Below are 13,770 nucleotides of genomic sequence, written 5' to 3' on the forward strand. Positions count from 1 at the left end.
TTTTTTTTATGCCTTTTTCAGGAAGCAGGCCTTGAGCATGAAGCTGCCGCCGTCCATCTTGCAGTCCACCTCGTGGTCGCCGCCCACCAGCCGGATGCTTTTGACCTTGGTGCCCTGCTTGAGCACGGTGGAGCTGCCTTTGACTTTCAGGTCTTTGATCAGCACCACCGCATCGCCGTCCTGCAGCACCTGACCGTTGGAGTCTTTGACGACTGCGTTGTCTTCATCATCCGCCGCTGCAACAGCCTGTGGCCATTCAAAGCCGCAGTTGGCGCACACAAAGTTGTTGCCATCGGGGTAGGTGTTTTCCAAAGTGCATTGCGGACAGGCGGGTGTAGAGGACATGGATGCTTTCTTCTTGCTATGAATTCAGGAGCTGCTCGCGCAATATCGGTGTGCGCTAAAGGCCAATTTGTTATGGAAATGCTGCCGGCCATCTGCCGCCGCTGCAGCGCTCAATGCCAGCCAGATCGCGGTGGCTTTGCACTTCACGGAAGCCGGCGGCAGCCAAGAGCCCGCGAACATCAGCCGCTTGGTCATACCCGTGCTCGAACAGCAGCCAGCCGCCAGCAAGCAGGTGCTCTGGGGCCTGGCGGATGATGGTGCGTATGTCGTCCAGCCCATCGGTACCGGCGGTCAATGCCTGTCGGGGCTCGAACCGCAGGGCAGGCAGGTGTTCGTCGTCTTCGCGAATGTAGGGTGGGTTGGACACAATGACCTGGAACTTGCCTTCTGCGCTGCTAAGCCAGGAGCCCTGGCCAAAAGCCACCTCTAACCCCAGACGTTGCGCATTGCCTTGCGCCACAGCCAGTGCTGCGTGGCTGAAGTCCACGGCTTCCACCTGCAATTCCGGCCGTGTGGCCTTGAGGGCCAGCGCAATCGCACCGCTGCCGGTGCCCAGGTCCACCACCCGGGCATGGAGGGTGGGCTCCAGCGTCACCAGTGCCCATTCCACAAGCGTCTCGGTGTCAGGGCGGGGTATCAATACATCGGCGCTGACCTGCAAGTTCAGCCCGTAAAACTCTTTGTGGCCGATCAGGTAAGCGACGGGTTCGCCCGCCAGCCGTCGATTTGCCAGCCGTGTCAGCGTGGTGAGCGCTTGCTCACTCAGAAGGTCGGTGTCATGTGCCAGCAGCCAAGCCCGCCCCGCCCTGGCCTGCCCGACTGCATGCAAAAGCAGCAGCCGACTGTCTGTCAGGTCCAGCCCTTGGCTTTGGAGCTGAGAAATCGCTTGCGCAATGGTGGGCATGATTGCTCTTATATTGATAGCTGCTCGCGCATATTTTGTATGGATGAATACACGAAATAGTTGAAAGACCGCTTATTTTTCGCTGCGCTTTCGACCCAAATAAAGTACAGTGAATCCACAAATAGATGAGGCCGATCTTGGCTGGAGCAGGCGTTGGCGAGGCGCCGTTTCGTTGGAGTGTTCTCAAAATGAGCCTTGTATTGTCCTCCGGTTCGTCCGCGCCACCTGCACGCCTGAGTGGCTTGTCGCTCAACGCCAAGATTTGTGTCGCGGCTACCGCCCTCGTGGTCGCCAGTCTGGCCATTACGGCCGCTGTGATCGGCTTTAAAAGCAGTTCCACCGCAGAAGCAGCAACCATGGAGCTGGCCCGCACCTCTGCCCGCGAAGCGGCGGGGGCCTTGCAATCGCGGATCAAGGCCAATCTGTATTCCGTGATGGCGCTTTCCGGCGCCATGACCACTACCAAGGCGGCTGGCTTGCCCTTGCAACGACCGCAAATTGACGAGATCACCAAATCCACCCTGATGAGCTCCCCGGACTTTGTGGGTGCCGCCGTCACCTGGGAGCCCAATGCACTGGACGGCAAAGATGCCGAGTTCGCGGGCAAAGCGCCGCTTTACGATGCAACCGGACGCCATATGCCCTACTGGACCCGCAAGGCCGGTGGCGGCTTCCATGTGGACCCCATTGTGTTCGACCCCGCGCCGGGGGCCAATGATTGGTACGACATCCCGAAGAAAACCAGCAAGGTGTTTTTCACCGAGCCCTACATCTACCCGATTGAAGGCAAAGATGTGCTGATGGCATCGCTGGTGGCGCCCATTCTGGTAGAAGGCAAGTTTCAAGGTGTGGCCAGTGCCGACTTCGCGCTCACACAGCTGAACACCATCCTGTCGGATGTGAAAGTCATGAATGGCGGCAGTCTGGTCTTGATCTCCAACGGCGGCTTGTATGCGACCAACCCCGATGCGGCGCTGATCAACAAAAAGGCCGAGGACATCCCCGCAGCCGGTTTGGAGGCGGTGCAGAAGGGGCAGACTTACGAGTACACCGATAGCAGCAAAGTGATTCACCTCTTACAGCCTTTGGTCATCCACCCGGACGCAGCGCCTTGGGCAGTGCGCATGAGCTTTCCGCAGAGCGTGGCAACCGCATCGTCGCGCCAACTGACTTTCTACACCTTGGGTGCCGCATTGGTGTGCGCCTTGGCTACGGCGGTCATTCTGGTTGCGGTAGTGTCGCGGCTCATGCAGCCCCTGCGGGCCCTGAGCAGCGCTATGGCCGATGTATCCAGCGGGGATGCAGACCTGCGTACCAAAATCGCCGTGCATGGCAATGACGAGCTGGCCGCCATCGGCAACGGGTTTAACCAGTTCGTCGCCAAAATCCATGGGGTGTTGGCGCAAGTACGCAGCAGTGCTGACAGCGTGGCCAACGCCAGCGCCGAGATTGCCCAAGGCAACAATGACTTGAGTGCGCGCACCGAGCACCAGGCCAGCTCGCTGGAGGAAACTGCGGCTAGCATGGAAGAGCTCAACAGCACCGTCAAGCAAAACGCCGACAACGCTCGCCAAGCCAATCAACTGGCCATGAGCGCCTCAACTGTGGCGGTGCAAGGTGGCGAAGTGGTAGGGCAGGTGGTGGACACCATGAAAGGCATTAATGAGGCCAGCCGCAAGATCAGCGACATCATCAGCGTGATCGATGGCATTGCCTTCCAAACGAACATTCTTGCGCTGAACGCTGCTGTGGAGGCTGCCCGTGCCGGGGAGCAGGGGCGTGGTTTTGCGGTGGTGGCCAGCGAAGTCCGTTCTCTCGCAGGCCGCAGTGCAGAGGCCGCCAAAGAGATCAAGAGCCTGATCAACGCCAGCGTCGAGCGCGTGGAGCAGGGCACTGCTTTGGTCGACAAGGCCGGTGAAACCATGACCGAAGTGGTGAGCAGCATCCGGCGAGTGACTGACATCATGGGCGAGATCAGCGCCGCCAGCAATGAGCAAAGTGCCGGTGTAGCGCAGGTGGGTGAGGCTGTGACTTCGATGGACCAGGCGACGCAGCAAAACGCAGCCTTGGTGGAAGAGATGGCTGCGGCAGCTAGCAGTTTGAAGAGTCAGGCCAACGATTTGGTACAGGTGGTGGGGGTGTTCAAGCTCTGACTTTGGCTAGAGTCTGGGTGCTTGGCCGAGCGTTTGGGCGGCAGCGCGTTTTGCTCCGTGTCCCCCGCCCGCTGTGCGGGCTCCTCCTTGACCTGCGCAAAACGCACTGCCGCCCAAACGCTCTCTGTTAATCGCAGTGAGCGCCCAGCCGACTCAACTCAGAGCCCACAAGCAAACTCAGTTCAAGCTGTTTTCCAGCGCAGCCAACTGCTGGGCTGCTTCGTAGGCTTGCAGGGCCTCGACCACATCGTCCAAATCGCCCTCCATCGCGCGGTCCAGTTTATACAGCGTCAAGTTGATGCGGTGGTCGGTCAGCCGGCCTTGCGGGTAGTTGTAGGTGCGGATGCGGTCGCTGCGGTCGCCGCTGCCAACCAGGCTCTTGCGCTCGGCCGCGTCTTTGGCGGCGCGCTCGGAGCGGTCTTTTTCGTGGATGCGGGCGGTCAGCACTTTCAGGGCTTGGGCCTTGTTGCTGTGCTGGCTGCGGCCATCCTGGCATTCGGCCACGATACCGGTGGGGATGTGCGTGATACGCACCGCCGAGTCGGTCTTGTTGATGTGCTGGCCACCTGCGCCGCTGGCGCGGTAGGTGTCAATGCGCAGATCCGAGGGGTTGATCTTGATGGCCTCCGCCTCGTCCTGCTCGGCCAGCACCGCAATCGTGCAGGCGCTGGTGTGGATGCGGCCCTGGGTTTCGGTGGCGGGCACCCGCTGCACCCGGTGGCCGCCTGATTCAAACTTGAGCATGCCGTAGGCACCGCAAGAGCCCGTGCTGGTGGTCGTGCTGCCTTCGATGCGCAGCACCACTTCCTTGTAGCCACCCAGCTCGCTTTCAGACGCGCTCATGATTTCGGTGCGCAGCCCCTTGGCGTCGCAGTAGCGGGTGTACATGCGGGCCAGATCCGCGGCAAACAGGGCGGATTCATCACCCCCCGTGCCCGCGCGGATTTCCACAAACGCAGGGCGCGCATCGTCCGGGTCCTTCGGCAGCAACATGCGCTGCAGCTCGGCCTCTAACTGGGCCATTTCGGCGGTGGCGCCGTCGATTTCCTCTTGCGCCATGGCCAGCATGTCCTCGTCGCCCGCCGCATCACCCAGCATCTCCTGCCCCGTGGCCAGATCAGCCTCACGCTGCTGGAAACGCTCCCAACGTCCCGCCACGGCTGCCACATCGGTGTGTTCGCGCGAGAGCTTGAGGAACTGCTCCATGTCTTTCATGATGTCTTCACGCGAAAGCAAAAACTCCAGCTCCCCTTGGCGGTCTTTGTACTTGGCAAGCTGTTGGCGGAGAAACGGTTTCATGGGTGACTTTGTGTGTGTAGCGATCAATGCGACGACCGTAGAAGCGGGGTCGAAGCGAAAAAACAAAATGTGGCTGTTTAAGCCCCCCGCTCAATCGGCCGGGCGACAGGGACTGGGGGAGAGGGGTGTGAACCCCTGAGCTTGACCCCAGCTAACGCTTGTTCCGCAAGAAAAAGTGCGAAATCGCGTTGCCCGCCCGTTCGCGTGCTGCAGCGTCCCCGGCGTGCAGCTCGGCCATGGCGCCATGCAGCATCTTCTGGCTCAGGCCTTTGGCCAGAGCTTCAAGCACCGCGTCCACATCTTCGCCCTTGGCCAGCATCTTGCGGGCACGGGTGAGTTCTGCGGTGCGCCATTCTTCGGCTTGGGCATTGAGCTGCTGGATCAGGGGCACGGCGCTGCGCTGGTCCACCCAGTGCATAAAGCTTTGCACCCCGGCGTCCACAATGGCTTCCGCTTGGGCCACGGCGGCCTGGCGGTTGGCTTGAGCGGTTTGCACCACGCCGGCCAGGTCGTCCACGGTGTAGAGGTACACATCGCCCAAGGCTTTGACTTCGGGTTCAATGTCGCGGGGCACGGCGAGGTCCACCATGAACATGGGGCGGTGCTTGCGCTTTTTGAGTGCGCGCTCCACCGCGCCCAAGCCGATGATGGGCAGGGTGCTGGCGGTGCAGCTGATGACAGCGTCAAACTCGTGCAGCCGCTCGGGCAAGTCGGCCAGGCGCATGACCTCGCCCCCGAAGCGGCTGGCCAGCTTTTCGCCCCGCTCCAGCGTGCGGTTGGCAATAGCGATGGCCTTGGGGTTCTTGGCCGCAAAGTGCGTGGCACAGAGCTCAATCATTTCGCCCGCACCCACAAACAGCACCTTGACCTTGGCCAGGTCTTCAAACAGATTGCCGGCCAGACGCACGGCCGCAGCGGCCATGCTGATACTGTGCGCGCCGATCTCCGTAGAGGTACGCACCTCTTTGGCCACCGCGAACGAGCGTTGGAAAAGCTGGGAGAGCGTTGTGCCCAAAGCGCCTGCCTCATCGGCGGCGCGCACCGCATCTTTGAGCTGCCCCAAGATTTGCGGCTCGCCCAGCACCATGCTGTCCAAGCCACTGGCCACGCGGAAGGCATGGCGGGCGGCTTCCTGGTCTTCGAGGCGGTAGGTGTGGGAGCGTAGTTCACTGGCCGACACGCCACCGCTTTGGGCCAGCCAGGCGAGGGTGTGGTCCAGCGCGGCTTCATCGCCTGCGCAGTAGATTTCGGTGCGGTTGCAGGTGGAGACAATGGCCGCCTCCGGGGGGCGGGCCATGCTCTGGCGCAGCCCGTGGAGCTGCGGCGCGATCTGGTCACTGGCGAACGCAAACCGGCCCCGCATATCCAGCGGTGCGGTGGTGTGGTTGATGCCTAATGCCCAGACTGCCATATGTTTAGACGCCGATTATAAAATCCAGCGTCTACTCACCCCGCCAAAGCCTCGATTGGCCTTTGCAATGACCGCCATGGGCCCTCTCGATCTCCTGAACCACCTGTTGAATTTTGCGGCTCCTGCCTTGGTGGTCGGGGTGTTGCTGGCGCTTCTGGCGTCTCTTTTTTATAGAAAAGTGCCGGTAGCGCTCAGTCTATATGCGCAGGCAGCTATTAATTTTGTAGCGGGGCTAGGGGCCTTGATGGGCGGACTCGTATTCTTCGGGCGCGACGGCAAGATGCTCAGCTACGGCGCCATGGTGCTGGCCTGTGCGGCCAGCCAGTGGTGGGCCATGCGCCGCTGAACCCGGCCCCCCTTTTTTGGAGCTTTATGCCCTCACGTTTCAAAGCCGTTCTGTTTGACCACGACGGCACCCTGGTCGAATCCGAAGCGGTGCATCACGCGATTTGGAATCAGGTGCTGCAGCCCTATGGCGTGCAGATTCCGGTGGAGTTGTTCATGGCGGACTTCTCAGGTGTGCCCGCCATCACCAACGGCCATGACATCAAGAAGCGCTATGCGCTGGCTCCGGACGCCGCCGAACTGGCTGATACCAAAAACGGCATGACGGCCGAATACCTTGCAACCCACGCCTTCCCGCTGATGCCCGGCGTGCGCGAATCATTGACCCGTTTGAATGCAGCGGGCCTGCGCAAGGGCGTGGTGACCGGGGCACGTATGTTCGCCATTGCCGCCACTTTGCGCTCGCACGCGCTGGCGCCGGAGTTTGAGATCGTGATTTCTGCGGACGAAGTCGTTCACAGCAAGCCAGCACCCGAGTGCTACCTGCTCGCCTTGGAGAAGATGGGCTTGCAGGCCCATGAAGCAGTGGCCTTTGAGGACACTGAGCACGGCGTCGCCTCGGCCATTGCGGCGGGGCTGGCCTGTGTGGCGATACCCACCGCTATGTCTGCAGTGCAGGACTTCAGTGCCGCCACCGTGGTGGTGCCGGACATGGCTTCTGCCGTCGATTGGGTACTCAAGCAGGGCTGAACAAATCCACCCGGTCGGTGATGATGCCGTCCGTGCCTAAGTCGATCAGACGCTGCGCAGCGGGCTCGTCATTGACCGTGTAGCTCAGGGTGCGGATGCCGGCCGCTTTGGCTTGCGTCACAGTGCTGGTGTCCCAGAGCGTGTGCTTGCACACGATGGCGTGGCATCCCAAGCGCAGGGCGGTTTCTAGCCAACCGCTCCAGAGTTCGTCCAGCAATAGACCACGGGGCAACTCAGGCTGAGTGTCCAGAGCGCCTTCCAGTGCGTCTGGCGCGAAAGAAGTCAGCAGGGGTGGCACGGACTGTCCTGCCCACAGGAGGGCGGCGTGCCGGGCCACGACCTCGCCGGTGTGACGCTCGGTACCCGGGGTGGGCTTGATCTCGATGTTCAGAAAGTAGCCGTTGCGGATGCAATAGGCGGCAATGCCGTCCAGCGTGGGAATGGTCTCGCCTGCGTAGGCACGGCTGTGCCAAGCGCCGGCATCGAGCCGGCTCAAAGTGGCCCAAGGATGGTTGCCGGCGATGGCCTCATTTGCTACATCTTTGATAGCTACTTGCGGATGATTCACGGGCGCCAGCACTTGATGGGATGCATTGGTGGTGCGGGCGAGGGTGGCATCGTGAAGTAAAAACGGCACGCCATCGGCGCTGAGCTTCACGTCGCATTCGAACATGCGGTAACCGTGGCTGGCACCCAGGCGGAAGGCGGCCAGCGTGTTCTCGGGCGCGAGCTTGCCGGCGCCCCGATGGGCGACCCAGCGGGGGTAGGGCCAGGCGGGGAGGTCGAATTCGTGGGCGGCGGTCATGCGGTGATTCTTTTGCCGGTGGCAGCGTCAAAGTGGTGGATGCGGTCTGCGCGCGGTGTCACATGCAGGGTGCTGCCCAAGGCGGGCACGGCGGCCGACTCTTCGATGCGGATGATGACAGTCTCATCCGCATCCGCAGCATTCAATTTGTGCGCCCACTTGCCGTAGATCAGGCGCTCAGCCCCCAGCATTTCCACCGCTTCCACTTGCAGGGCCCAGCCGCCAGACGTGATGTCCAGGTGCTCGGGGCGGATGCCGGTGATGACGCCTGGCTTGGCGTCCGGTGCATTCTTGAGCAGGTTCATGGGCGGCGAGCCGATGAAGCTGGCCACAAAGGTGCTGGCCGGGCGGGTGTAGACCTCTTCGGGCGTGCCGAACTGCTCCATCACGCCGCCATTCATAACGATCATGCGCTGGGCCAGCGTCATGGCTTCCACTTGGTCGTGCGTCACAAACAGGCTGGTAATGCCCAGCTCGCGGTGCAGCTTCTGGATTTCCAGCCGGGTCTGGGCGCGCAGCTTGGCGTCCAGGTTGGAGAGCGGCTCGTCAAACAAAAACACCTGGGGCTGGCGCACGATGGCGCGGCCCATGGCCACGCGCTGGCGCTGCCCGCCCGACAAGGCTTTGGGCTTGCGCTCCAGGTAGGGGGCCAGCTCCAGAATCTTGGCGGCCTTGTCCACGCGCGCCTTGATCTCTTCCATGGGCACATTGGCGATCTTGAGGCCGTAGGCCATGTTCTCGAACACGCTCATGTGCGGGTAGAGCGCGTAGTTCTGGAACACCATGGCGATGTCGCGGTCGCTGGGCTCCAGGTCGTTGACCACGCGCCCGCCTATGGAAATCTGACCGTCGCTCACTTCTTCCAGGCCGGCCACCATGCGCAAGAGCGTTGATTTGCCGCAGCCGCTGGGCCCGACGATGACGATGAATTCACCGTCCTGAATCTGGGCGTTCACGCCGTGGATGACCTGGTTGGCCGACTTGCCGCTGCCGTAGCGCTTGATGACGTTTTTGAGTTCGATGGAAGCCATAAATCTTTTTTCCTATTACTTTTCGGTGTCCACGAGGCCTTTGACAAACCATTTCTGCATGAGCATGACCACCAACGCGGGTGGCAGCATGGCCAGCATGGCGGTGGCCATGACGATGTTCCATTCGGTCTGGGCGTCGCCGCCCGAAATCATTTGCTTGATGCCGATGACCACCGGGTACATGTCCTCCTTGGTGGTGACCAGCAGCGGCCAGAGGTACTGGTTCCAGCCGTAAATGAACTGGATGACAAACAGTGCCGCCATGCTGGTGGCCGACAGAGGCACCAGAATGTCTTTGAAGAAGCGCATGGGGCCTGCGCCGTCCACTCGGGCGGCCTCCACCAGCTCATCCGGCACGGTCAGGAAAAACTGCCGGAACAAGAAAGTGGCCGTAGCTGACGCAATCAGTGGCACCGTGAGGCCGGCATAGGTGTTGAGCATGCCCAGATCAGCCACCACTTGGTAAGTGGGGCCGATGCGCACCTCCACCGGCAGCATCAGGGTCACAAAAATGGCCCAGAAAAAGAACATGCGCGCTGGAAAGCGGAAGTACACGATGGCAAACGCCGAGAGCAGCGAGATGGCAATCTTGCCGATGGAAATGATCAGCGCCGTAATCAGGCTGACCATCATCATGCGACCCACCGACGCGTGCGACCCCGAGCCTTGGCGGTCACCGCCCAGAGCGGCGGCGTAGTTGTCCAGCAGGTGGCTGCCGGGCAGCAGCGGCATGGGCGACTGCACCACCGCGTCCGCCGTATGGGTGGAGGCCACAAAGGTGATGTAGATGGGGAATGCCACGATGAGCACCCCGATGATGAGAATGGCGTGCGACAAAAAGTCCAGCCAGGGGCGACGTTCAACCATGAGATGGCTCCTGCAGGGCTGCCCCAAAGGAGCCATGCGCCCCCTTGGGGGGCAGCGAATACACGTAGTGATGAGCGTGGGGGCGTGTCATTTCAGTAATTCACTTTCTTTTCAACAAAGCGGAACTGCACCACGGTGAGTGCCACCACGATGACCATGAGCACCACCGACTGGGCTGCCGAGCCACCCAGGTCCATGGCCTTGAAGCCGTCGAAATACACTTTGTAGACCAGAATGGCCGTGTCTTTGCCCGGGCCGCCTTTGGTGGCCGCATCGACGATGGCGAAGGTGTCAAAGAAGGCATACACCACATTGATCACCAGCAGGAAGAAGGTGGTGGGCGACAGCAGCGGGAACTGGATGGTCCAGAACCGGCGCCAGGGGCGCGCACCGTCCATGGATGCGGCCTCGATCAGCGACTTGGGGATGCTCTGCAAGCCTGCCAAGAAGAACAGAAAGTTGTAAGACAGCTGCTTCCAAACTGCTGCCATCACGATCAGCGCCATGGCGTGGTTGCTGTTGAGCAGCGGGTCCCAACTCGCTCCAAGAGCGCGGATGCCATAGCTCACGATACCGATGCTGGGCGCAAACATGAAGAGCCACAGCACGCCAGCCACTGCAGGGGCTACGGCGTACGGCCAGATCAGGAAAGTGCGGTAAATACCCGAGCCCTTGACCACGCGGTCGGCAAAGATCGCCAGCATTAGCGAGATGCTCAGGCCCAACACGGCCACCAATGCGGAGAACACTGCAGTGGTCTTGAAGGAGGCGAGGTAGGAGGCGTCGTTCCAGAGGTTGCGGAAGTTGTCGAGCCCGACAAATTCCACAGAGGTGCCGAAGGCGTCGCTTTGTTGCACCGACTGCATCAGCGCTTGAGCCGCCGGCCAGAAAAAGAAGACCGTGATGACGATGACCTGCGGTGCAATCAGCACCCAAGGCAGCCACGCGGATTTGAATACCACCCGTTTTTCGTTAGCCATAGTTGTTATGCAAGGTGTGGGGACCCAAAGTGGGATGTCGGAAATAGAAAAACGGAGTGGCCACCGCAGCGGCCACTCCGTTCAATCAAGAAACGATTTATTTGTTGGCTTTTTCGAAACGGGCCAACAGTTCGTCACCACGGGTCACGATGGAGTCCAGAGCTTCCTTGGCAGTTTTCTTGCCGGCCCAGACTTGTTCCAATTCTTCGTCTTCAATCGCGCGGATCTGCACGTAATTGCCCAAACGGATACCGCGGGACTTGTCTGTCACTTTGCGGATCATCTGGTTCACGGCCACATCGGTGCCGGGGTTCTCTTTGTAGAAGCCGGACTTTTCGGTCAGCTCAAAAGCCGCAGTCGTGATGGGCAGGTAGCCGGTGCGCTTGTGGCTGGCAGACTGCACTTCAGGCGTGGAGATGAAGTCGAAGAACTTGGCAATGCCTTTGTACTCTTCCGCTTTCTTGCCGGCCATGACCCACAAGCTGGCGCCACCGATGACGGTGTTTTGCGGTGCTCCGGGTACGTCTTTGTAGTAGGGCAGGGGAGCAATACCGTAGGCGAACTTGGCGTTCTTCTTCACGTTGCCGTAGAAGCCGCTCGATGTAGTCATCATGGCGCACTCGCCGGATACGAAGCTGGCTTCCGGCACGTTGGCGCGGCCCTTGTACACAAACAAGCCTTGCTTGGCCATATTGGCCAGGTTTTCAATGTGGCGCACGTGCAGTGGCGAATTGATCTTCAGGCGGGCGTCTGTTCCGGCCAGGCCGTTTTGCTTGGTCGCGAATTCGACGTTGTGCCAGGCAGAGAAGCTTTCCAGCTGGGTCCAGCCTTGCCATGCAATCGAAATAGGGCACTTGTGGCCACTGGCTTTGAGCTTGGCGGCTGCCAGAGCTACATCGCCCCAGGTAGCGGGCGCCTGGTCGGGGTTGATGCCGGCTGCCTTGAAGGCGTCCTTGTTGTAGTAAAAGATGGTGGTGGAGCTATTGAACGGGAAGCTCAGCATCTGGCCATTGGGCGCGGTGTAGTAGCCGGCCACAGCAGGCACGTACACCTTGGGGTCGAATTTGTAGCCCGCGTCTGCCATGACTTTGCCGACGGGAACCACGGCTCCCTTGCTGGCCATCATGGTGGCAGTGCCCACTTCAAACACCTGGAGGATGTGGGGTGCATTGCCGGCGCGGAAAGCGGCAACCGCAGCGGTCATGGATTCGTCGTAGGTCCCCTTGAAGGTGGGAACAATTTTGTAGTCTTTCTGGCTGGCGTTGAATTCCTTGGCCAGGTCGTTCACCCATTCGCCGTTCACGGCGGTCATGGAGTGCCACCACTGAATTTCGGTCTGGGCTTGGGCGATGCCTGGGATGGCGAATGCGGCCGCGGATACGGCAGCAATAGAAAGAGCTCTGCGGGTAATGGACATGATTGCCTCCTGAATGTCGAATGCGGCGATGCTAGGTGCGCTGCATGTCAAATATGTGTCACTCTCATTACAACCTGAGAATTTTGACCGATTGGTCAGGGGTTTCCATTAGAAAAGCCCGTGAATAGGCGGTGCGGTACCATCGCAGACCTACCAAAAAAGGCCGTGCCGGGGCCTTTGGCAGCTACTAAACACCCTGATGAACGCTCCCACCTCGCTCAATCACCTCCTCAGCGCCGCCAAGCCGGGCGCTCATGCGCAAGAGCGCATCCGCGAAATTCCATACAACTACACGTCTTTCTCCGACCGGGAAATCGTGATTCGTTTGCTGGGTTCTCACAGCTGGGAGCTGTTGAACCAGCTGCGTGGCGAACGCCAGACCGGCCGCTCTGCCCGCATGCTCTACGAGGTGCTGGGCGATGTGTGGGTGGTGCAACGCAACCCCTACCTGCAGGACGATCTGCTGGACAACCCCAAGCGCCGCGGCCAGTTGGTCGATGCGTTGAACCACCGCCTCTCGGAAGTCGAGAAGCGCCGCACCCCAGAGGCGGACCCCGAGCGGGACGCCATGGTCGGCCAGTTGCTGGTGGCTGCCCGAGCAGCCGTCAAAGCGTTTGATGCCGCCTTTGTGGAAGTGGCCGCCCTGCGCAAGAAGACCCAGAAGCTGCTTTACAAGCTCACCGCCAAAGACAACGTCAAGTTTGACGGCCTCTCGCGCGTAAGCCATGTGACCGACGCGACCGATTGGCGCGTTGAATATCCCTTTGTGGTGCTGTGCCCGGACTCGGAAGAGGAAATGGCCGGTTTGGTGAAGGGCTGTATCGAACTCGGGCTGACCATCATTCCCCGTGGAGGCGGCACCGGCTACACGGGCGGCGCGATTCCTCTTACCTGGAAGAGCGTGGTCATCAACACCGAAAAGCTCGAAGCCATGACCGAGGTGGAGATGAAACGCCTCCCTGGTCTGGACCGCGATGTGGCCACCGTGTGGTCCGAGGCCGGTGTGGTCACCCAGCGGGTGGCCGATGCCGCCGAGCGCGGCGGTTATGTGTTTGCGGTGGACCCGACGTCTGCCGAGGCCTCGTGCATTGGCGGCAACATTGCCATGAACGCGGGCGGCAAAAAAGCCGTTCTGTGGGGCACTGCGCTGGACAACCTGGCCAGCTGGCGCATGGTGACGCCGCAGGCTGAGTGGCTGGAAGTGACCCGTATCAACCACAACATGGGAAAGATCCATGACGTGGAAGTGGCTAGCTTCGAGCTGCAGTACTACAAGGCCGACGGCAAAACGCCCATCCGTAAAGAGCGCCTGGACATTCCTGGCACCACCTTCCGCAAGGAAGGCTTGGGCAAAGACGTCACCGACAAGTTCCTGAGCGGCTTGCCCGGCATCCAGAAAGAGGGCACCGACGGCCGGATACGCTGGATCAGCAAATGCCGCGCATGCTGCGTGAAGACCGGGAAGCGCCTCGTGCAGTGATCCGGCTCGAAGCGCAAATTGCCGCTTTGCGTGCGCAGGGGGC

Annotated in this window: 12 protein-coding genes and 1 pseudogene; 4 read left to right on the forward strand and 9 right to left on the reverse strand. The window is 60.8% G+C overall.

Annotation, left to right across the window (positions count from 1 at the left end; translation table 11 throughout):
- Positions 1 to 6: 6 nt before the first annotated feature.
- Together AEP_RS17510 and prmC are read right to left on the reverse strand one after the other, a co-directional pair.
- Positions 7 to 345 (reverse strand): zinc ribbon domain-containing protein YjdM, encoded by a 339-nt coding sequence (locus AEP_RS17510; RefSeq protein ID WP_087496581.1) that lies wholly within the window; start codon positions 343 to 345, stop codon positions 7 to 9.
- 70 nt (positions 346 to 415) lie between these two features.
- Positions 416 to 1,267 carry a peptide chain release factor N(5)-glutamine methyltransferase gene (gene prmC, locus AEP_RS17515; RefSeq protein ID WP_442873373.1) on the reverse strand — a complete coding sequence of 284 codons (852 nt, stop codon included), beginning with the start codon at positions 1,265 to 1,267 and terminating at the stop codon, positions 416 to 418.
- 170 nt (positions 1,268 to 1,437) lie between these two features.
- On the opposite strand from prmC, the gene AEP_RS17520 reads away from it, so the two are divergent.
- Entirely contained in the window at positions 1,438 to 3,402 is a 1,965-nt protein-coding gene (locus AEP_RS17520) for a methyl-accepting chemotaxis protein (RefSeq protein WP_087496583.1), read from the forward strand.
- Positions 3,403 to 3,579: 177 nt separating this feature from the next.
- Here the strand turns inward: AEP_RS17520 and prfA are convergent, their stop codons facing one another.
- A complete protein-coding gene (prfA, locus tag AEP_RS17525) occupies positions 3,580 to 4,701 on the reverse strand; it encodes a peptide chain release factor 1 (protein ID WP_087496584.1) in 1,122 nt (373 codons plus the stop codon).
- Positions 4,702 to 4,852: 151 nt separating this feature from the next.
- Complete coding sequence (gene hemA, locus AEP_RS17530; protein ID WP_087496585.1) at positions 4,853 to 6,112, reverse strand: glutamyl-tRNA reductase; 1,260 nt, start codon at positions 6,110 to 6,112, stop codon at positions 4,853 to 4,855.
- Between the two features lie 76 nt (positions 6,113 to 6,188).
- On the opposite strand from hemA, the gene AEP_RS17535 reads away from it, so the two are divergent.
- Positions 6,189 to 6,458: a hypothetical protein gene (locus AEP_RS17535; protein ID WP_087496586.1), complete on the forward strand. Its 270-nt coding sequence runs from the start codon at positions 6,189 to 6,191 to the stop codon at positions 6,456 to 6,458.
- A 26-nt stretch (positions 6,459 to 6,484) separates the two neighbouring features.
- Positions 6,485 to 7,147: an HAD family hydrolase gene (locus AEP_RS17540; protein ID WP_087496587.1), complete on the forward strand. Its 663-nt coding sequence runs from the start codon at positions 6,485 to 6,487 to the stop codon at positions 7,145 to 7,147.
- On the opposite strand, the gene ugpQ is transcribed toward AEP_RS17540, so the two are convergent.
- The 5 genes from ugpQ to ugpB form a co-directional block, all read right to left on the reverse strand.
- Positions 7,134 to 7,952, reverse strand: a complete 819-nt coding sequence (ugpQ, locus tag AEP_RS17545) for a glycerophosphodiester phosphodiesterase (RefSeq protein ID WP_087496588.1) — start codon at positions 7,950 to 7,952, stop codon at positions 7,134 to 7,136. The genes AEP_RS17540 and ugpQ overlap by 14 nt on opposite strands.
- Complete coding sequence (gene ugpC / locus AEP_RS17550; protein ID WP_087496589.1) at positions 7,949 to 8,983, reverse strand: sn-glycerol-3-phosphate ABC transporter ATP-binding protein UgpC; 1,035 nt, start codon at positions 8,981 to 8,983, stop codon at positions 7,949 to 7,951. Before ugpC ends, ugpQ begins: the two co-directional genes overlap by 4 nt.
- A gap of 15 nt (positions 8,984 to 8,998) precedes the next feature.
- Positions 8,999 to 9,850: a sn-glycerol-3-phosphate ABC transporter permease UgpE gene (gene ugpE, locus AEP_RS17555; protein WP_087496590.1), complete on the reverse strand. Its 852-nt coding sequence runs from the start codon at positions 9,848 to 9,850 to the stop codon at positions 8,999 to 9,001.
- A 92-nt stretch (positions 9,851 to 9,942) separates the two neighbouring features.
- On the reverse strand, positions 9,943 to 10,830 hold the full coding sequence (ugpA, locus tag AEP_RS17560) for a sn-glycerol-3-phosphate ABC transporter permease UgpA (protein WP_087496591.1): 888 nt from the start codon (positions 10,828 to 10,830) through the stop codon (positions 9,943 to 9,945).
- Between the two features lie 97 nt (positions 10,831 to 10,927).
- Complete coding sequence (ugpB, locus tag AEP_RS17565; protein WP_087496592.1) at positions 10,928 to 12,247, reverse strand: sn-glycerol-3-phosphate ABC transporter substrate-binding protein UgpB; 1,320 nt, start codon at positions 12,245 to 12,247, stop codon at positions 10,928 to 10,930.
- A gap of 199 nt (positions 12,248 to 12,446) precedes the next feature.
- Between ugpB and AEP_RS17570 the strand changes: the two are divergent.
- A pseudogene (locus AEP_RS17570) lies at positions 12,447 to 13,676 on the forward strand (DUF3683 domain-containing protein); the annotation flags it as partial.
- Between the last annotated feature and the right edge of the window lie 94 nt (positions 13,677 to 13,770).

The organism is Curvibacter sp. AEP1-3 (assembly GCF_002163715.1).
GTDB lineage: Bacteria > Pseudomonadota > Gammaproteobacteria > Burkholderiales > Burkholderiaceae_C > Allorhodoferax.